General features: G+C 56.6%; 17 protein-coding genes. 5 read left to right on the plus strand and 12 right to left on the minus strand.

Features of this window, described 5'->3' with window-relative positions; genetic code table 11:
- Nucleotides 1-41 precede the first annotated feature (41 nt).
- A complete protein-coding gene (locus PYW49_RS16150) occupies nucleotides 42-941 on the minus strand; it encodes a LysR family transcriptional regulator (protein ID WP_320386955.1) in 900 nt (299 codons plus the stop codon).
- Nucleotides 942-1,049: 108 nt separating this feature from the next.
- On the opposite strand from PYW49_RS16150, the gene PYW49_RS16155 reads away from it, so the two are divergent.
- Nucleotides 1,050-2,051, plus strand: a complete 1,002-nt coding sequence (locus tag PYW49_RS16155) for a zinc-binding alcohol dehydrogenase family protein (protein WP_320386956.1) — start codon at nucleotides 1,050-1,052, stop codon at nucleotides 2,049-2,051.
- A gap of 52 nt (nucleotides 2,052-2,103) precedes the next feature.
- On the opposite strand, the gene nadR is transcribed toward PYW49_RS16155, so the two are convergent.
- The 3 genes from nadR to serB all read right to left on the minus strand — a co-directional run bounded on the left by nadR (nucleotide 2,104) and on the right by serB (nucleotide 5,800).
- Entirely contained in the window at nucleotides 2,104-3,336 is a 1,233-nt protein-coding gene (gene nadR, locus PYW49_RS16160) for a multifunctional transcriptional regulator/nicotinamide-nucleotide adenylyltransferase/ribosylnicotinamide kinase NadR (RefSeq protein ID WP_032643997.1), read from the minus strand.
- A gap of 35 nt (nucleotides 3,337-3,371) precedes the next feature.
- Entirely contained in the window at nucleotides 3,372-4,757 is a 1,386-nt protein-coding gene (radA, locus tag PYW49_RS16165; RefSeq protein WP_014068810.1) for a DNA repair protein RadA, read from the minus strand.
- Nucleotides 4,758-4,831: 74 nt separating this feature from the next.
- Entirely contained in the window at nucleotides 4,832-5,800 is a 969-nt protein-coding gene (gene serB, locus PYW49_RS16170; protein WP_032643996.1) for a phosphoserine phosphatase, read from the minus strand.
- A 117-nt stretch (nucleotides 5,801-5,917) separates the two neighbouring features.
- Between serB and PYW49_RS16175 the strand changes: the two genes are divergently transcribed.
- Complete coding sequence (locus PYW49_RS16175) at nucleotides 5,918-6,562, plus strand: YtjB family periplasmic protein (RefSeq protein WP_320386957.1); 645 nt, start codon at nucleotides 5,918-5,920, stop codon at nucleotides 6,560-6,562.
- A gap of 39 nt (nucleotides 6,563-6,601) precedes the next feature.
- The gene (gene lplA / locus PYW49_RS16180; protein WP_134349593.1) at nucleotides 6,602-7,618 is read left to right on the plus strand and encodes a lipoate--protein ligase LplA; all 1,017 of its coding nucleotides are present in this window, start codon (nucleotides 6,602-6,604) and stop codon (nucleotides 7,616-7,618) included.
- Nucleotides 7,619-7,703: 85 nt separating this feature from the next.
- On the opposite strand, the gene deoD is transcribed toward lplA, so the two are convergent.
- The 4 genes from deoD to deoC form a co-directional block, all read right to left on the minus strand.
- The gene (gene deoD, locus PYW49_RS16185; RefSeq protein ID WP_010427122.1) at nucleotides 7,704-8,426 is read right to left on the minus strand and encodes a purine-nucleoside phosphorylase; all 723 of its coding nucleotides are present in this window, start codon (nucleotides 8,424-8,426) and stop codon (nucleotides 7,704-7,706) included.
- Between the two features lie 103 nt (nucleotides 8,427-8,529).
- Nucleotides 8,530-9,753, minus strand: a complete 1,224-nt coding sequence (gene deoB / locus PYW49_RS16190; RefSeq protein WP_134349592.1) for a phosphopentomutase — start codon at nucleotides 9,751-9,753, stop codon at nucleotides 8,530-8,532.
- A gap of 53 nt (nucleotides 9,754-9,806) precedes the next feature.
- The gene (gene deoA, locus PYW49_RS16195; protein WP_134349591.1) at nucleotides 9,807-11,129 is read right to left on the minus strand and encodes a thymidine phosphorylase; all 1,323 of its coding nucleotides are present in this window, start codon (nucleotides 11,127-11,129) and stop codon (nucleotides 9,807-9,809) included.
- A 106-nt stretch (nucleotides 11,130-11,235) separates the two neighbouring features.
- Entirely contained in the window at nucleotides 11,236-12,015 is a 780-nt protein-coding gene (gene deoC, locus PYW49_RS16200) for a deoxyribose-phosphate aldolase (protein WP_208110473.1), read from the minus strand.
- 262 nt (nucleotides 12,016-12,277) lie between these two features.
- Here deoC and PYW49_RS16205 point away from each other — a divergent pair, with 262 nt between their 5' ends.
- On the plus strand, nucleotides 12,278-13,825 hold the full coding sequence (locus PYW49_RS16205) for a YjjI family glycine radical enzyme (protein ID WP_320386958.1): 1,548 nt from the start codon (nucleotides 12,278-12,280) through the stop codon (nucleotides 13,823-13,825).
- Nucleotides 13,800-14,660: a YjjW family glycine radical enzyme activase gene (locus PYW49_RS16210; RefSeq protein ID WP_320386959.1), complete on the plus strand. Its 861-nt coding sequence runs from the start codon at nucleotides 13,800-13,802 to the stop codon at nucleotides 14,658-14,660. Before PYW49_RS16205 ends, PYW49_RS16210 begins: the two co-directional genes overlap by 26 nt.
- Here PYW49_RS16210 and PYW49_RS16215 read toward each other — a convergent pair.
- The 4 genes from PYW49_RS16215 to osmY all read right to left on the minus strand — a co-directional run bounded on the left by PYW49_RS16215 (nucleotide 14,655) and on the right by osmY (nucleotide 17,513).
- A complete protein-coding gene (locus PYW49_RS16215) occupies nucleotides 14,655-15,437 on the minus strand; it encodes a TatD family hydrolase (protein ID WP_320386960.1) in 783 nt (260 codons plus the stop codon). The two genes, PYW49_RS16210 and PYW49_RS16215, sit on opposite strands and share 6 nt — an antisense overlap.
- On the minus strand, nucleotides 15,434-16,486 hold the full coding sequence (locus PYW49_RS16220) for a patatin-like phospholipase family protein (RefSeq protein WP_134349587.1): 1,053 nt from the start codon (nucleotides 16,484-16,486) through the stop codon (nucleotides 15,434-15,436). The genes PYW49_RS16215 and PYW49_RS16220 overlap by 4 nt, the downstream gene beginning before the upstream one ends.
- A 120-nt stretch (nucleotides 16,487-16,606) precedes the next feature.
- The gene (locus PYW49_RS16225; protein ID WP_003856556.1) at nucleotides 16,607-16,768 is read right to left on the minus strand and encodes a DUF1328 domain-containing protein; all 162 of its coding nucleotides are present in this window, start codon (nucleotides 16,766-16,768) and stop codon (nucleotides 16,607-16,609) included.
- A gap of 127 nt (nucleotides 16,769-16,895) precedes the next feature.
- Nucleotides 16,896-17,513, minus strand: coding sequence for a molecular chaperone OsmY (osmY, locus tag PYW49_RS16230; protein WP_134349586.1), 618 nt, complete (start codon nucleotides 17,511-17,513; stop codon nucleotides 16,896-16,898).
- Nucleotides 17,514-17,745: the final 232 nt, after the last annotated feature.

Raw genomic sequence — 17,745 nt, forward strand, 5'->3', positions numbered from 1 at the left:
AGTTTGTAGGCCGGGTAAGGTGAAGCCGCCACCCGGCAATTTCACCTCCCCACGTAATACCGCTTCACCTCATCAAACTGCATTGCAAAGTCGATATAACTCATCAGTGCGGGCGAGTTGAGCTTACGGCTCGGATAGGCTAGCCACAGATCGTTTCCTTCGACGTTCCACTCCGGCAGCACCTGCACCAGCGCCCCTTTCTCGATCTTATCTTCCAGCAAAAAAGCCGGAAGCAGCGTGATCCCCGCGCCGGCCATCGCGCACTCACGGGCGTAGACCAGGTTATCCGTCAGATGGGCGTTATCCGGCAGGTAGCGGTAATCCTCGCTCTCGCTTCGCAGAAGCCACTCAGACCAGGCTTTGTGGGTAATGCAGCGGTGCTCCACCAGCTGACGGGGATGCGTTAGCGGTTCCCGACGGGCCAGGTACGCCGGCGAGGCCATCATATAGCGCGGGCAGTGGCCAATCATACGGCCAATCAGAGAGGAGTCCTGCGGCTTACCGGTACGCAGCGCCACGTCAAAGCCAGACTCGACCAGATCGAGCACGTCGTCAGAAATGGAAACGTCGAGCGAAACGTCGGGATAGCGAAGCTGGAACTCGGCATTCATATGCGCCAGCAGCGTGGCCCCAATCCCTGCCGGGCAGGTGATACGAAGCCGTCCGCTGGGATTTTCGCGCAGGCGCTGAATCGCGTACTCCGCCCGCTCGCTGGCCGCCAGCATTTCACGACAGTGCACCAGATAGTGCTCGCCCGCAAACGTCAGGTTCAACCTGCGCGTGGTGCGGTTAAGCAGGCGAATACCCACCTGCTGCTCCAGCTGGCTAATCCGCTGGCTCACGCTGGATTTCGGCAGTTCCGCTTTGTGTGCCGCAGCGGTAAAGCTGCCCATCTCTGCAACCAGCGCAAACAGCGCCATGTCCTGCAGCTGTTTAAACATGATTGTTCATCCTGTACGAACGCTGAGTTCTTGATTGTCCATCTTATCATGCAGCTGACCAGTAAATAGACTAGCCTCAACAAAACGCATTCCATTGAGGAGCACACCATGTCAGTTAAAGCCATCGCCGTTAACCCAGAAAATCCCTCCACGTTTATTGAAATCACCCTGCCGATGCCACAGCCTGGTGAGCACGATCTGTTGGTGGAGGTGAAAGCCGTCTCCGTAAACCCGGTAGACACCAAGGTGCATGCGAACATTGCCAAAAACGGACTGAAAGCGCCGCGCGTGCTGGGGTGGGATGCCAGCGGGATCGTCAAAGCCGTTGGAACGGGCGTCACCGGATTCAAGCCGGGAGATGAAGTGTGGTACGCGGGCGATATCACCCGCCCGGGCAGTAACACCACGCATCAGCTGATTGATGCGCGTATTGTCGGGCGCAAGCCTGCCAGCCTCGGCTGGGCGGCTGCCGCTGCACTGCCCTTGACTGCACTCACCGCATGGGAAGGCCTGTTTGAACGGCTTAACATTCAGGATGCCGGCGCGGAAAAAACGCTGCTGATCATCGGCGGTGCGGGTGGGGTTGGCTCGCTGGCGATCCCGTTTGCGAAGCACAACAGCAAGGTGAAGATCGTCGCGACGGCTTCCCGGGAAGATTCTGCCCGGTGGTGCCGCGACCGCGGTGCAGACGTGGTGGTGAACTACCGCGACCTGAAAGGCGAGCTGGCGAAAGAGGGGCTCACCTTTGTGGATTACATTTTCATCCTCAATGACACCGACGGGCACTGGGATGCGGTCAGCGAACTGATTGCTCCTCAGGGGCATATCTGTTCCATCGTTGAGAACGCGCATCCGCTGAACCAGGACAAGCTGAAATCCAAATCCGCCGCCCTGCACTGGGAGTTTATGTACACCCGCAGCATGTACCAGACCGCTGATATGGCGCGTCAGGGCGAGATCCTCAATGAGGTGGCGAAGCTGGTGGATACTGGCGTGGTGGAAAGTTCGCTAAGTGAAACACAGCACGGGCTGAGCGTGGAAAGCATTACCGAGGCGCACCGTAAAGTGCTGGACGGGCATATGCGCGGGAAAGTAGTGGTTGAGTATTGAGTGGTGATTCCCTCACCCTAACCCTCTCCCACCGGGAGAGGGAGGTTAAAGCTTACCCCTGCTCCCCCATCATCTCCTTCACCAGCTCGACGCAGCGCAGGAAACGGGAGTCGTAGTCCGACTCTTCCACATGCACAAACTCAACGTTGTTCTCATTGAGCATATCCACCAGCATGGTCTGGAACTCACGTCTGTCCACGGAGCTGCCGAGGCTGCGCATGCCATCAGCGACCCACGGAGTATTGTTTTCCAGCAGGATCACCAGGTCAAAGCGATATTCGTCAATCAGCGCCTGCACGAACGGGTGCTCACGCCCCTCGTATTTTTTACAGAACGCCTGCGTGGTGACGAAATCGGTATCGATAAACGCCACTTTGTTGGCGTATTTCACCGCGAAATCAATGTACTGAGCGTGCCCGAGCGCAATTTTGTCGTAGTCGGAATACTGCAGCGCCATCTCATCACCGCCCAGATGGGAGAAGACATAATCGCGCCCGTACTCCCATGCGCTGGTGGTGTTGAAGATATTCGCCAGCTTATTGACCAGCGTTGATTTCCCGCTCGACTCGCCGCCCAGGATCGCAACGGTGCGCACAAAGAATGGCTTCACTTCGGTCGGGATATAATCCCAGTAGCGGAACGGATTTTCGCGGATCTGCGCCCCGCTGATGTTCATGAAGGTGCGCTTCGGATCGATAAGCACGGTTTCGATGCCCAGATGCTCGCGGAACTGCGGCGCATCGGACTCTTCAGAGGTATAGATCCAGTTAGGCGCAATACCCTTCTCTTCCATAAACGCTTTGATGCCATTGCTCCACACGTCCCAGCCGTGCGGGTAGGGCTCCATACCCTCTTCATTGAAGGCATGAATGCGAATATTTTTTTGGTACTTAAAGGTCTGGAGCAGCCAGCGCAGGCGGTCAGGCACGGTCGGCTGCTGCGACATGGCGCTGTCTTCAAACAGCTGGCGATCGCGCGTTTCGTCGTACCCCATGATGATGTGCAGTTCATCCACCTGGCTACAGGCGCGCTGGATCAGATAGATATGCCCGGTATGCAGTGGGTAAAACTTGCCAAACACCACGCCGATATTCTTTTGCATACGCGGGAATTCAAGCCCCAGAAAGCGGTGCAGCGCTTCCAGCTTTTGCGCGCTGGGGCTTTTGATTTTGGCGTTCAGCAGTTGGCTAAGGTAGCCTTTGGTCATACCGCTGGCGTCCGCCACCTGCTGTAGCGTACAGCCTTTCTGACGGATTGCGGTTTTGATGTAGTCAAATGATGACATAAATTACGGTGCCTCCTGCAAAATCGAATACGTAATTATAAGTCGTCAAAGACATTTAACGCATCTGCGAGTTTTTTCACGCCAAATACCTGCATCCCTTCCGGGATTTTTTTCGGCACGTTAGCGGCCGGAACGATAGCCCGACGGAAACCATGTTTTGCCGCCTCGGAGATACGCTCCTGCCCGCTTGGCACCGGACGGATCTCCCCGGCGAGGCCGACTTCACCAAACACCACCAGATCCTGCGGCAGCGGTCTGTCACGCAGGCTGGAGACCATAGCCAGCAGCAGCGCCAGGTCAGCGCTGGTCTCCGTGACTTTGACGCCGCCCACTACGTTAACGAAAACGTCCTGATCCGCCATCTGCAGCCCGCCGTGACGGTGCAGCACCGCCAGCAGAATTGCCAGACGGTTCTGTTCCAGACCGACCGCCACGCGCCGCGGGTTGCCCATCATCGACACGTCCACCAGCGCCTGAATTTCGACAAGCAGCGGGCGCGTCCCTTCCCACAGCACCATTACCGAACTGCCGGAGGTGATTTCATCTCCCCGACTCAGGAAGATGGCCGACGGGTTGCTGACTTCACGCAGCCCCTGCTCGGTCATGGCAAACACGCCCAGTTCGTTCACCGCCCCAAAGCGGTTTTTATGGCTGCGCAGGGTGCGGAAACGGGAATCCGCGTCGCCGTCGAGCATTACGGAGCAGTCGATACAGTGTTCGAGCACTTTCGGCCCCGCCAGCGAGCCGTCTTTGGTGACGTGGCCGACCATCACGATCGCCACGCCGCGCGTTTTGGCAAAGCGCGTCAGGTAGGCCGCCGTTTCACGCACCTGCGCCACGCTGCCCGGCGAGGACTGAATGTCCGCCATATGCATCACCTGGATGGAGTCGATCACCATCAGCTTCGGCTGCTCTTCTTCGGCGATCATGCAGATCTGCTCGATGCTGGTTTCCGACAGCATGTTCAGGTTGCCGGTAGGCAGGCCCAGACGGTGCGCGCGCATCGCCACCTGCTGCAGCGACTCTTCGCCCGTGACGTACAGGGTTTTCATCTGTTCAGCGAGCTTGCAGAGCGTTTGCAGCAGCAGGGTCGACTTACCCGCGCCGGGGTTACCGCCGATAAGAATCGCGCTGCCCGGCACCACGCCGCCGCCGAGCACGCGGTCAAACTCTTTGAATCCGGTGGAAAAGCGCGGCAGTTCCTCCAGGCTGATGTCCGAGAGTTTTTGCACTTTTGCCACGCCCGCATTACCGGCATAGCCGCTCAGGCGTTCGTTGCGGGCTACGCTCGGCGAAGCCGCCACACCACGCACTTCGGTGATGGTGTTCCAGGCATGACAGGCGCTGCATTGCCCCTGCCAGCGCGGATAATCCGCACCACATTCATTACAGACAAATGCGCGTTTTGGAGCTTTCGCCACGGTTTACCTCGTTGTTTCTGTGCGGCCTGCGTGCCGGGTGGCGCTTACGCTTACCCGGCCTACAAAGCAGACCGTTATTTCTGATTAAGGCTGCCGGAGAGAATGCAGAACACCCCCATAAGGTCAGCATGACGGATAGTGACTTCCGTCTTTTCATTCACTTTTGGCTTGGCATGGTAGGCAATGCCAAGACCGGCTACTTTGATCATCGGCAGGTCGTTCGCGCCGTCCCCGATGGCGACGGTCTGAACAACCGGAATTTCATATTTTTCCGCCAGACGGGTCAGGGTGTTGGCTTTGTACTGGGCATCCACAATATCGCCAATCACCTGGCCGGTCAGCTTGCCGTCCATGATTTCGAGCTCGTTGGCCACCACGGTGGTCAGATGCAGTTTTTCCCGCAGATAATCCGCGAAGAAGGTAAAGCCACCGGAGGCAATCGCCACTTTCCAGCCCAGCGACTGCAGCTTCAGCACCAGCTGCGTCAGCCCTGGCATCAGCGGCAGCACATCGCGCACCTGACGCAGTATGTTGGCATCGGCCCCTTTCAGAGTCGCCACGCGCTGTCGCAGGCTGGCGGTGAAGTCCAGCTCGCCGCGCATCGCACGCTCGGTGACTTCCGCCACCAGCTCGCCGCTGCCCGCCAGTTTCGCAATCTCGTCGATACATTCGATCTGGATCGCCGTAGAGTCCATGTCCATGACCAGCAGACCCGGCGTTTTCAGGTGCGGAATTTTACCCAGCGGCGCGACGTCCAGCCCGGCGTCATGCGCCAGACGCGTTGCGCGCTGCGTCAGGGAACCGGCCAGGCGAATGACCTGGTAGTCTTCCACGCACCAGGCGGCAACGATAACCATCGCGGCGCCTAGCTTGCTTTGATACTGGGTCAGGCGTTGCTTATCCAGACCGCGTCCGTAGAGGAGCCAGCCGCTACGACCGGCGTGGTAATCCAGAGGCATCACCTCATCGCCACTTAAAGAGAGCGGCAATCCTGGCCATAAAGAGACATCCGTTGGCAGGTCACACCAGGTAATGTTCGGCATTAAAGCTCCTGTAATTTCGTTCGCGCCGGAAGGTTGCAGAGGGAAAATAACGCATGAGGCTACCCTGTAACCATCACTTCTGGCAACATTAAGCCGTAAATTTTCAGCAGGTGGAATATGGCTCGCGCAAAACTGAAATTCCGGCTCCATCGCGCCGTGATTGTCCTCTCCTGTCTCGCACTCTTGGTGGTGCTGATGCAAGGGGCATCGTGGTTTAGCCAGAATCATCAACGGCAACGCAACCCGCAGTTTGAAGAACTGGCCCGCACGCTGGCACGCCAGGTGACGCTCAACGTCGCGCCGTCCATGCGTACAGAAACGCCGGACGATAAGCGGATAGGCCAGGTTTTACGCCTGCTCACGGAGAACAGCCGCATTCTTGATGCCGGTGTCTATGATGAGCAAGGCAACCTGATTGCCCGCGCGGGCGAGCACGTCGACGTGCGCGACAGGCTGGCGCTGGACGGTAAAAAAGCCGGAGGCTATTTCAACCAGCAGATCGTCGAACCTATTCAGGGGAAGAATGGTCCGCTGGGCTATCTGCGCCTGACCCTTGATACTCACACCCTGCCAACCGAAGCCAAACAGGTCGATAATACCACCAACATTCTGCGCCTGATGCTGCTACTTTCACTCGCCATCGGCGTTGTTCTGGCGCGTACCCTGCTTCGGGGCAAACGCTCGCGCTGGCAGCAGTCACCGTTCCTGCTGACCGCCAGCAGATCCGTCCCCGAAGACGAAGAGAGCGAGAAGAAAGATTAGTGATAAAGTAGGCAAATGATTCGGAAAAGGAACTCTGCCATGACGACGTTACGCCTGCTTATCTCTGACTCTTACGATCCCTGGTTTAATCTCGCGGTTGAAGAGTGCATTTTCCGCCAGATGCCCGCCACCCAGCGCGTCCTGTTTCTCTGGCGTAACGCCGATACGGTGGTCATCGGTCGCGCACAAAACCCGTGGAAAGAGTGCAATACGCGGCGTATGGAAGAGGACAACGTGCGCCTCGCGCGTCGCAGCAGCGGCGGCGGCGCGGTGTTTCACGATCTGGGCAATACCTGCTTTACCTTTATGGCGGGTAAACCGGAATACGACAAAACTATCTCAACGTCCATCGTTCTCAACGCGCTCAATTCACTCGGCGTGACGGCAGAAGCCTCCGGGCGTAACGATCTGGTGGTCAAAACGCCGGACGGGGATCGTAAAGTGTCCGGCTCAGCCTACCGCGAAACAATGGATCGCGGGTTCCACCACGGTACCCTTCTGCTTAACGCGGATCTCAGCCGCCTGGCTAACTACCTGAATCCCGACAAGAAAAAACTGCAGGCCAAAGGGATTACCTCCGTGCGCGGTCGCGTGGCAAATCTGGTCGAACTGCTGCCTGGAATTACCCATGAGCAAATCTGTGAGGCCGTGCGCGAGGCGTTCTTTGCGCATTACGGCGAGCGCGTGGAAGCAGAAGCGATCTCACCGGATAAGACCCCGGACCTGCCAAACTTCGCCGAAACCTTTGCCCGCCAGAGCAGTTGGGAGTGGAACTTCGGTCAGGCTCCTGCATTTTCCCATCTGCTGGATGAGCGTTTTACCTGGGGCGGCGTGGAGCTGCACTTCGACGTGGAGAAAGGTCATATCACCCGCACGCAGGTGTTTACGGACAGTCTTAATCCGGCACCGCTGGAAGCACTCGCGGCACGCTTACAGGGCTGTTTGTACCGGGCGGATATGCTGCAGCAGGAATGCGACGCGTTGATTGGGGATTTCCCGGAGCAGGAAAAAGAGTTAAGGGATTTGTCAGCATGGATTGCACAGGCCGTGCGCTAGTAAAAAAGCCCGCTGGCGATGCGCTTAGCGGGCCTACAAAACCGTAGGCCGGGTCAGGCGTAGCCGCCACCCGGCACAACAGCGCTTACTCTTTATCGCCCAGCAGAACGGATTCCAGCGCGATTTTGATCATGTCGTTGAAGGTGGTCTGACGCTCGGCAGCGGTGGTCTGCTCGTGGGTACGGATGTGGTCAGACACGGTGCAGATGGTCAGCGCTTTCGCACCAAACTCAGCCGCTACGCCGTAGATACCCGCCGCTTCCATTTCCACGCCCAGAATGCCGTATTTCTCCATCACGTCGAACATCTCGCCGCCGTCCGGTGCATAGAACAGGTCAGCAGAGAAGATGTTACCCACGCGAGCCTCAACGCCCAGCGCTTTTGCTGCGTCAACCGCGTCACGCACCATGCCGAAGTCTGCAATGGCAGCGAAGTCATGATCTTTGAAACGCATACGGTTAACTTTGGAATCGGTGCAGGCACCCATACCGATAACGATGTCGCGCAGCTTAACATCCATGCGTACGGCACCACAGGAGCCAACGCGGATGATTTTCTTCACGCCGAAGTCGGTGATCAGCTCTTTGGTGTAGATAGAGCAGGATGGGATACCCATACCGTGGCCCATCACGGAGATTTTGCGGCCCTTGTAGGTACCGGTGAAGCCCAGCATGCCGCGAACGTTGTTCACTTCACGCACGTCTTCGAGGAAGGTTTCTGCAATGTGCTTCGCGCGCAGCGGGTCGCCCGGCATCAATACGACGTCAGCGAAATCACCCATTTCTGCATTAATGTGAGGAGTTGCCATCTTCAGTTCCTTTTACATTGTTGTTTTTGCCGGGTGGCGGCTACGCCTGACCCGGCCTACAAAACCGTAGGCCCGGTAAGCGAAGCGCCACCGGGCAATGACCTCAGAACATGGCCTTGCCATATTCCATGTCAGACGTACCAAAGTATTTCGCGATAGTCTGGCCGATGTCCGCGAAGGTTTCACGGTGACCCAGCGAGCCCGGTTTCACTTTCGGGCCGTACACCAGCACCGGAATGTGCTCACGGGTGTGGTCGGTACCGGTCCAGGTTGGGTCACAGCCGTGGTCCGCGGTCAGGATCAGAATGTCATCTTCACCCACCAGCTCCATCAGCTCTGGCAGACGGCGGTCAAACAGTTCCAGACCGGCCGCATAGCCCGCGACGTCGCGACGGTGGCCCCAGGAGGAGTCGAAGTCCACGAAGTTGGTGAAGACAATGGTCTTGTCGCCCGCTTCTTTCATCTCTTTGATGGTGGCATCGAACAGCGCATCCAGACCGGTGGCTTTCACTTTTTTGGTGATGCCGCAGTTAGCGTAGATATCCGCGATTTTGCCCACGGAAACCACGTGACCGTCTTTCTCTTCAACCAGCTTCTGCAGCACGGTAGGTGCCGGCGGCTCAACGGCCAGGTCGTGACGGTTACCGGTACGCTGGAAGTTACCCGCTTTGTCGCCGATAAATGGACGCGCGATAACGCGGCCAATGTTGTAGCCGCCTTCGGTCAGCTCTTCACGGGCGATTTCGCACAGTTCGTAGAGTTTATCCAGGCCGTAAGTCTCTTCGTGGCAGGCAATCTGGAACACGGAGTCAGCAGAGGTGTAGAAAATCGGCTTGCCGGTTTTCATGTGCTCTTCGCCGAGCTCATCCAGAATCACGGTACCGGAAGAGTGGCAGTTACCGAGGTAACCCGGCAGGTTGGCACGCTTAACCAGCTTATCCAGCAGCTCCTGCGGGAAGCTGTTCTGGTGATCGGAGAAGTAGCCCCAGTCGAACAGTACCGGCACACCAGCGATTTCCCAGTGGCCTGACGGAGTGTCTTTACCGGATGAGAGCTCGTGAGCCCAGCCGTAGGCACCCACCACTTCCGCGTTGCCGTCCATACCGGCTGCAATTTTACCGGTAGAACCTTCATGCGCTTTCACCAGACCGAGGCGGGTCAGGTTGGGTAGAGTCAGAGGGCCTTTACGACCGTTGTCCGCTTCGCCTTTCGCACAGGCTTCTGCGATGTGACCCATGGTATCGGAACCCACGTCACCAAAACGTTCTGCATCTTCGGTTGCGCCGATGCCGAATGAGTCCAGCACCATAATAAATGCACGTTTCATAATTGTTCTCCGTACGTAGTGCTTCAAAAATTATCGATCAGATCAGTATACCGCTATTCGGTGATACGGCGATAGACAGTCGGTGTGGTTTCCGGCGCTTTATCATCAAGCGCAATGGCCGCTTTCACCGCTTTCGCCGCTTCCTGCCAGCTGGCTTCGTCTTTAGCGTGGATCACCGCCAGCGGACGCTGACCGTCAACGCTGTCGCCCAGACGGGCCATATCGGTAAAGCCGACGCTGTAATCAATGGTGTCTGACGCCTGACGACGGCCGCCGCCCATCGAGACCACCGCCATGCCGAGGGCACGGGTGTCCATCGCGGAGACAAAACCTTCGCTATCGGCATACACCGCTTTGCTGAGCGTCGCGGTCGGCAGATATTTCGCATAATTTTCGACGAAATCGGTCGGGCCTTTCTGCGCCGCAACCATACGGCCAAAGATTTCCGCCGCTTTGCCGTTGTCCAGCACGGCCTGCAGTTTCGCACGGGCGTCAGCGTCGTCTTTGGCAAGCTTGCCGGAGATTAACATCTCAACGCACAGCGCCATGGTAACGTCGAACAGACGCGGGTTACGGTATTCACCTGTGAGGAACTGTACCGCCTCACGCACTTCAACCGCGTTACCGGCGCTGGAGGCCAGCACCTGGTTCATGTCGGTGAGCAATGCGGTGGTGCGCACGCCCGCGCCGTTGGAGACGCCAACGATCGCTTCGGCAAGCGCAGCAGAAAGTTCATAGGTCGGCATAAACGCGCCGCTGCCCACCTTCACGTCCATCACCAGCGCGTCCAGCCCTTCTGCCAGTTTCTTCGCCAGGATAGAGGCAGTGATCAGCGGGATGGAGTCAACGGTTGCGGTGATATCGCGGGTCGCGTAGAAACGCTTGTCTGCCGGAGCAAGAGAGCTGGTCTGGCCGATAATCGCCACACCAACATCTTTAATAATGTCGCGGAAGCGGTTGTCATCCGGGAAGATATCGAAGCCCGGAATGGCTTCCAGTTTGTCGAGCGTACCGCCGGTGTGGCCCAGGCCGCGCCCGGAGATCATCGGGATGTAACCGCCACAGGCTGCCACCATTGGGCCAAGCATCAGAGACGTCACGTCGCCCACGCCGCCGGTGGAGTGTTTATCCACAATCGGGCCGTTAAGGTTGAGGCTCTTCCAGTCCAGAACGGTTCCTGAATCTCGCATCGCCATGGTCAGCGACACGCGCTCAGGCATCGACATATCGTGGAAGAAAATGGTCATCGCCAGAGCCGCAATTTGCCCTTCTGAGACGGTGTTATCACGAATGCCGTTGATGAAGAAGCGGATCTCTTCGTCGCTTAATGCATGACCATCACGTTTTTTACGAATAATTTCTTGTGCGAGAAACACGGTAACCTCCATGCGGAATCGGGGGAGTTGTGGCGGGTGGCACTACGCTTACCCGCCCTACGATCCGGTAGGCCGGGTAAGCGTAGCGCCACCCGGCAATTCAAACTTAGTAGCTGCTTGCGCTCTTACCGTCGCCGTGACCCAGCGCTTTCAGCAGGCTGGCCAGCAGGCTGGATGCGCCAAAGCGGTAGTGACGGGAATCCGCCCAGTCGGCACCAAACAGTTCGTCGGCAATAGCCAGGAACTGCTGCGCGTCTTCAGCGGTACGCACGCCACCCGCAGGTTTGAAACCAACCGTTTTGGACACGCCCATATCACGAATGACTTCCATCATGATGCGCGCGCTTTCCGGGGTCGCATTCACCGGCACTTTACCGGTAGAGGTTTTAATGAAATCCGCACCGGCTTTGATGGAGATTTCAGACGCCTTACGAATCAGCGCCTCTTCTTTCAGCTCGCCGGTTTCGATGATCACTTTCAGCAGCACGTTTGCCGCCGCGCAGGCGTCTTTACAGGCTTTCACCAGGTCAAAACCAACCTGCTCGTTGCCAGCGATCAGCGCGCGGTACGGGAATACCACGTCCACTTCGTCTGCACCGTAAGCAATCGCCGCGCGGGTTTCCGCCAGCGCAATCTCGATATCGTCGTTGCCGTGCGGGAAGTTAGTCACGGTTGCAATGCGTACCTCCGGGGTGCCCTGCTCTTTCAGAGTTTTACGGGCAATCGGGATAAAACGCGGGTAGATACAGATGGCGGCGGTGTTACCGACGGGCGTTTTCGCCTGATGGCACAGGGCGATGACTTTTTCATTGGTGTCGTCATCGTTCAGGGTAGTCAGGTCCATCAGTTTCAACGCGCGCAGGCTGCTTGCAGTTAAATCGGTCATAACATTCTCCAACGGCAGTGCCGTATCAATTTTACCTTGCGGGTCTGTGAGTATTCTAACATCCACCCGCATACACACTTCGACATTCATCACAGTTAATGAAAACTGCATACAAATTTGCATTACTGTAATGCGATCTTCTTCAAACTTTAGAGCGCAAATCGCCGACTAAAGCAGCGATTACCCCTGTCGGATCAAAAGCCCCGACAGGCTGCCTTCCTACAATCCGTTCATCATCCGCAGAACAATCAAGGAAGCGAACATGCCCCACTCCAGCCCCGAAGCCCTGCAACAACGTTGCCAGCACATTGTGACAAGCCCGGTGTTAACCCCGGAACAAAAACGTCATTTTCTGGCGCTGGAAGCGGAAAACAATCTGCCTTATCCGGCCCTTCCTGAGGCTGCACGTGCCGCGCTGGACGAGGGATTTATCTGCGACATGTTCGAAGGCCACGCGCCCTACAAACCTCGTTACGTTCTGCCGGATTACGCAAAATTTCTGGCTAACGGTTCAGAATGGCTGGAGCTGGAAGGCGCTAAAGATCTGGATGATGCCCTCTCGCTGTTAACCATTCTGTACCATCATGTTCCGTCCGTCACATCGATGCCGGTCTATCTCGGTCATCTTGATTCTCTACTGCAACCGTATGTTAGAATTCTAACACAAGAAGAGATCGATAGCCGAGTAAAACGTTTCTGGCGCTATCTCGACCGTACGCTGCCGGATGCTTTTATGCATGCCAATATTGGGCCGGAAGATACCCCCATCACGCGCGCAATATTGCGCGCAGATGCAGAGCTGAAGCAGGTCGCACCGAATCTAACTTTTATTTACGATCCCGAAATCACACCGGAAGATTTGCTGCTTGAGGTGGCCAAAAACATATGCGAATGCAGCAAACCGCATATTTCTAATGGCCCGATGAATGATAAAATTTTCACAAAAGGGCGTTATGGCGTGGTGAGTTGTTACAACTCCCTGCCGCTGGCAGGCGGTGGCAGCACCCTGGTGCGCCTTAACCTTAAAGCCATTGCCGAACACAGCACTTCCATCGACGACTTCTTCACCCGCACGCTTCCGTACTACTGCCAACAGCAAATTGCCATCATCGATGCCCGCTGTGATTTTCTGTATCAACAATCCTGCTTCTTTGAGAATAGCTTCCTGGTAAAAGAGGGGCTGATTGATGCCGATCGGTTTGTGCCGATGTTTGGCCTGTACGGCCTGGCGGAAGCGGTAAACGCGCTCTGTGCGAAAGCAGGAATAGCGGGACGCTACGGTAAAGATGAGCAGGCCAACGCGCTGGGCTATCGCATCAGCGAAGAGCTTGCGGCGTTTGTCGAAAACACGCCAGTGAAGCACGGCTGGAAGCATCGCGCGATGCTCCACGCGCAGTCGGGGATCAGCTCTGATTCGGGTACCACGCCGGGCGCGCGTCTGCCCTACGGCGACGAGCCGGATCCGATAAGCCACCTGCTGGCCGTGGCCCCTCACCATAAGCACTACACTTCCGGCATAAGCGACATATTGACGCTTGATGAGACGGTAAAACGCAATCCCCAGGCGGTGGTACAGCTTTGCCTTGGCGCCTTCAGGGCGGGTATGCGGGAATTTACGGCCAACGTAGCAGGTAACGATCTGGTCCGCGTGACCGGGTATATGGTGCGATTATCGGATCTGGAAAAATACCGGGAAGCGGGTTCGAGAACTAACACCACGTGGCTGGGTGAAGAGGCCGCACGCAATACCCGTATTCTGGAACGTCAGCCGCGCGTGATAAGCCATGAACAGCAGATGCGCTTTAGTTAGTCAGGTCATTCCTTTTTCCTGCGTGGACGGGCCGGGCAGCCGCCTGGCGCTGTTCCTGCAGGGCTGCAACCTGCGCTGTAAAACCTGCCACAACCCGTGGACGATCGGCCGTTGCAACGACTGCGGGGAGTGCGTGATCCACTGCCCGCACGACGCGCTGATCATTCAGGCCGGATGCGTCTGGTGGCAGGAAAGTCATTGTCAGCAGTGCGATACCTGTCTGCACCTGTGCCAGCAGCAGGCAACGCCTATGGCGCACCGCTTCAGCGTGGAAGAGATCCTTGCGCAGATCCGCAAAGCAGCGCCATTTATTGAAGGGATCACCGTAAGCGGTGGTGAAGCCACAACGCAACTGCCGTTTTTGATTGCCCTGTTCGCGGCGATCAAAGCGGATCCCGCCCTGCGTCATCTGACCTGCCTGGTCGACAGCAATGGTCTGTTAAGCGAAACCGGCTGGCAAAAGCTGCTGCCGGTACTGGATGGCGCGATGCTGGATCTGAAGGCATGGGGGAACGAGCATCATCGTTTCCTCACCGGACGTGAAAACCCGCAGATTAAGCAGAGCATCCGCTGGCTGGCAGCTCGTCACCGTTTGACGGAACTCCGCTTGCTGGTCATTCCGGAGCAGTGTGATTATCTGGAGCACCTCAAACCGCTGACGACGTTTATCCGCGGGCTTGGAAATGTGCCGGTGCGCATCAACGCGTTTCATGCGCATGGCGTTTACGGTGAGGCGGCATCATGGCGCAGCGCCACGCCAGAGGACGTTGAACCGCTGGCCCGGGCGCTGGAAAAACAGAAGATAACGGTGATCCGTCCGGGGCTTTACCTATAGCGTGATGCCAAATATCGAACGGGTATTCTCCAGCAGCGCATCGGCAATGACCTCTTCAGGCTCTTTTCGCAGTTCACACAGGGAGGTAAACACGCGCGCCGCCTGCTCCGGGCGATTCGGCTGCCCCTGAAAACCATTCAGCGGCATATCCGGCGCGTCGGTTTCCAGCAGCAGCGCCGACAGCGGTAGCTGTGCCATTACGTCCCGGGTTTTACTGGCTCGCGGGTAGGTGATAGTTCCACCAACGCCGATTTTATAGCCCAGTTCAATAAAACGCTGCGCCTGCTGCAGGCTGCCGGAGAAGCCGTGCACCACGCCTTTACGCGGCAGTTCGATGCGCTTCAGGTGCATAGCCAGCTTATCGTGCGTGCGTCTTGAGTGGAGTATCACTGGCAGATCGTGACGCTTCGCCAGCCTGAGCTGCGCGTCAAGGATCGTCTGCTGGCGCTCAAACTGCGGATCCTCACGGTAAAGATCGAGGCCGATCTCACCGATGGCGATAAGTTTGTCTCCTGCGGTCTGCAGTACCTCATCGAGCTTCTCAACATGCTCATCAAGATGCCGCTCAATTACAATCGGATGCAGGCCGATCGCGGCATAGAGCGCGGAGTGCCGCCTGGAAAGCGCCAGCACGCGGGAAAAATAAGCCGCTTCAACTGACGGCACAATGATGGCCTGAACGCCTGCTTCAGCCGCTTTCGCAATGCTTTGCTCTTCATCCCCCGTAAACGGCGGGAAATCAAAGTGGCAGTGGGTATCGATAAAGCGGTGCGTCACGCCAGATCCTCATTATCTAATAAAGCGTCATTCGCCTGCGGGATGTCCACTAGCGGCATCGTCAGGGCGTCGTTGGCGACAATCGCAGGCGGCATAATAATGCGTTTATGCCGATGAAGCGGCGGTTGCTCCGCCAGCATTTTTCCCACCGTCGCCAGGAAGTAACGTCCGCACAGCCGCCCCGTTTTGTAATCCATGCGCAACGCAGGAACGCGACTGCCCAGCGCCATGCTCAGCAGCGGCTTAGGTGGGTAGATTTCAAAAATACGCAGCTTACCCGGCGGTTTTTCAATGAAGCGCTGCATCGCGCCGTAGGTCGTTTCATGCTGCTTTGCGATGTTCACCAGCGGCTGCAGGCTACTGTCGCCCAGCCAGCGCTCCATCCGTTTAAACCACTGCGGGGTGTAATACATTTGCGACGGTACGGTACGGATCACCACAATGGTTTTCGCCCCGCGCCGGGCGGCTTCCTGCACCGGTACCGCGTCACTGATCCCCCCGTCCAGATAGCTAATGCCGTCCAGCAGAGCGCCGGTACGATAAAAGCCGGGGATCGCGCTGGAGGCGCGGATGATGTCCAGCCAGTTCTCCTTCTGAGGAGAAAAATAGCCCGGCGAATAATCATCACCCCGGCTGGCGCACATCCAGAACTCTTTGCCGCTATCAAACAAACGGGCGGCGGTGTCCATGGCAAGCGGCATCTGGCTGGAGGTCGACTCCAGCAGCCAGTCGAGATCGATCAGGTTGCCGCCGCGCACAAAGCGCACCGGGTTAAAAAACTCTTTCGCCGTGGTGTAGCGCATAATGACCTTTCGCGCGTAGCCGGGCTGGTTACAGACGTAGGCAGAGAGGTTCTGCGCCCCGGCAGACGTGCCGAAGTACAGGTCAAACGGGTTGAACTGCGCACGCATAAATTCATCCAGCACGCCTGCGGTGAAAATGCCGCGCTGTCCACCGCCTTCGCAGACCAGCGCGAGTTGACCTGCGCGAAACGGTTTTAACGTCAGCGGCGCAATATTGCCGAGCGTAACGGGAATTCGTTGCCCCACCTCTGCTTTCCTGTTTTGATTATTTTCTGTCACCACAGTAACGCACCCGACCTGCAACGCAAATAAGAAAAAGCCAGTCGCAGTGACTGGCTTTTTTTTGTTGAAGGAATATTGCGTTTGCTACGGACGTCGACGTCCCGTAAACAGGCTGACCAGGAACAGAATAATACCCACAACGAAGACAATTTTAGCTGCCCATGCCGCTGTACCTGCCAGTCCACCAAAGCCTAATGCGGCGGCAATTAACGCGATAACCAGAAATATAATGCCCCAACGAAACATAAGCTTCTCCTTTACCATAGTTAATGTCGGCCGCTAAACGTGAGCGCTCAGGTCACTCACCGGCGTTTTTCCAGAGTCGTTCTTATTTCGCCCGCAGGTGTTAGCCAGACGGGCGAATGGTCCAGATTTACTTCGTTTTCAGATCGTTTTTAACGCTTTTCACACCATCAATCGCTTTCGCGATGGACTCGGCACGTTCACTTTGCGCCTGCGAATCTACCGTACCGGAAAGCTGAACCACACCATCGGTGGTTTCTACTTTCACCTTACGGGATGGCACGATGTCATCTGCTAAAAGTTTAGCTTTGATTTCACTGGTCGTAGCGGCATCACCGGCATAACCTTTCACCGACGCGTTTTTGCTGTCACGCACGTGCAGCTTATCGCTCACGGAGGCAACACCTTCGACGCCTTTCGCCACTTTCACCGCCTGTTCGGCCTGAGCCTGGCTTTCAACAAAGCCGCTCAGCGTGACGACTTTCTTGTCGGTCTTAACGGAAATATCGGTGCTCTTGATGGCTTCATCATCCACCAATGCGGCTTTCACTTTTGCTGTGATTGAGCTGTCATCCATGAAGTTGCCGACTTTATTCATAGAGCTATCGATTTTTTGCCCTGCGTTATCGGCCGTGGACTGTGCTTTATCCATGGTGCTGCTTTCCGCCAGTGCGGAACCGCTAACCAGAACGCTACCCAGAGTTACAGCCAGCAGAGTTTTCGAAATCTTCAGTCTTGTCATATTCATCGATCTATTCCTGTGTTGACCCGTTATTCGGGCTACATACTTCCTTAGTAGTTATATATATCGCGAATAAACACACAGGCGAAATGGATAACCTAAAGTCATGCATTGAGCAGTTAATTTATCCACACCCGGTGCTAAACACTGAGTTAAATATAGATCACTCTCACAGAGCCGCTTTCAGATTCGGGTAAAAAACGAGCAAAAAGCGCGAAAATGCAGTGAATTAAGAACA

Origin of the sequence: Enterobacter chinensis (assembly GCF_034008295.1) — a bacterium.
Lineage (GTDB): Bacteria > Pseudomonadota > Gammaproteobacteria > Enterobacterales > Enterobacteriaceae > Enterobacter > Enterobacter chinensis.

What these genes read in the sequence shown, in the direction of transcription:
- PYW49_RS16150 (WP_320386955.1), bottom strand. Translation starts at nt 941, where the DNA reads ATGTTTAAACAGCTGCAGGACATGGCGCTGTTTGCGCTGGTTGCAGAG.
- PYW49_RS16155 (WP_320386956.1), top strand. Translation starts at nt 1,050, where the DNA reads ATGTCAGTTAAAGCCATCGCCGTTAACCCAGAAAATCCCTCCACGTTT.
- nadR (WP_032643997.1), bottom strand. Translation starts at nt 3,336, where the DNA reads ATGTCATCATTTGACTACATCAAAACCGCAATCCGTCAGAAAGGCTGT.
- serB (WP_032643996.1), bottom strand. Translation starts at nt 5,800, where the DNA reads ATGCCGAACATTACCTGGTGTGACCTGCCAACGGATGTCTCTTTATGG.
- PYW49_RS16175 (WP_320386957.1), top strand. Translation starts at nt 5,918, where the DNA reads ATGGCTCGCGCAAAACTGAAATTCCGGCTCCATCGCGCCGTGATTGTC.
- lplA (WP_134349593.1), top strand. Translation starts at nt 6,602, where the DNA reads ATGACGACGTTACGCCTGCTTATCTCTGACTCTTACGATCCCTGGTTT.
- deoD (WP_010427122.1), bottom strand. Translation starts at nt 8,426, where the DNA reads ATGGCAACTCCTCACATTAATGCAGAAATGGGTGATTTCGCTGACGTC.
- deoB (WP_134349592.1), bottom strand. Translation starts at nt 9,753, where the DNA reads ATGAAACGTGCATTTATTATGGTGCTGGACTCATTCGGCATCGGCGCA.
- deoC (WP_208110473.1), bottom strand. Translation starts at nt 12,015, where the DNA reads ATGACCGATTTAACTGCAAGCAGCCTGCGCGCGTTGAAACTGATGGAC.
- PYW49_RS16205 (WP_320386958.1), top strand. Translation starts at nt 12,278, where the DNA reads ATGCCCCACTCCAGCCCCGAAGCCCTGCAACAACGTTGCCAGCACATT.
- PYW49_RS16210 (WP_320386959.1), top strand. Translation starts at nt 13,800, where the DNA reads ATGAACAGCAGATGCGCTTTAGTTAGTCAGGTCATTCCTTTTTCCTGC.
- PYW49_RS16225 (WP_003856556.1), bottom strand. Translation starts at nt 16,768, where the DNA reads ATGTTTCGTTGGGGCATTATATTTCTGGTTATCGCGTTAATTGCCGCC.
- osmY (WP_134349586.1), bottom strand. Translation starts at nt 17,513, where the DNA reads ATGAATATGACAAGACTGAAGATTTCGAAAACTCTGCTGGCTGTAACT.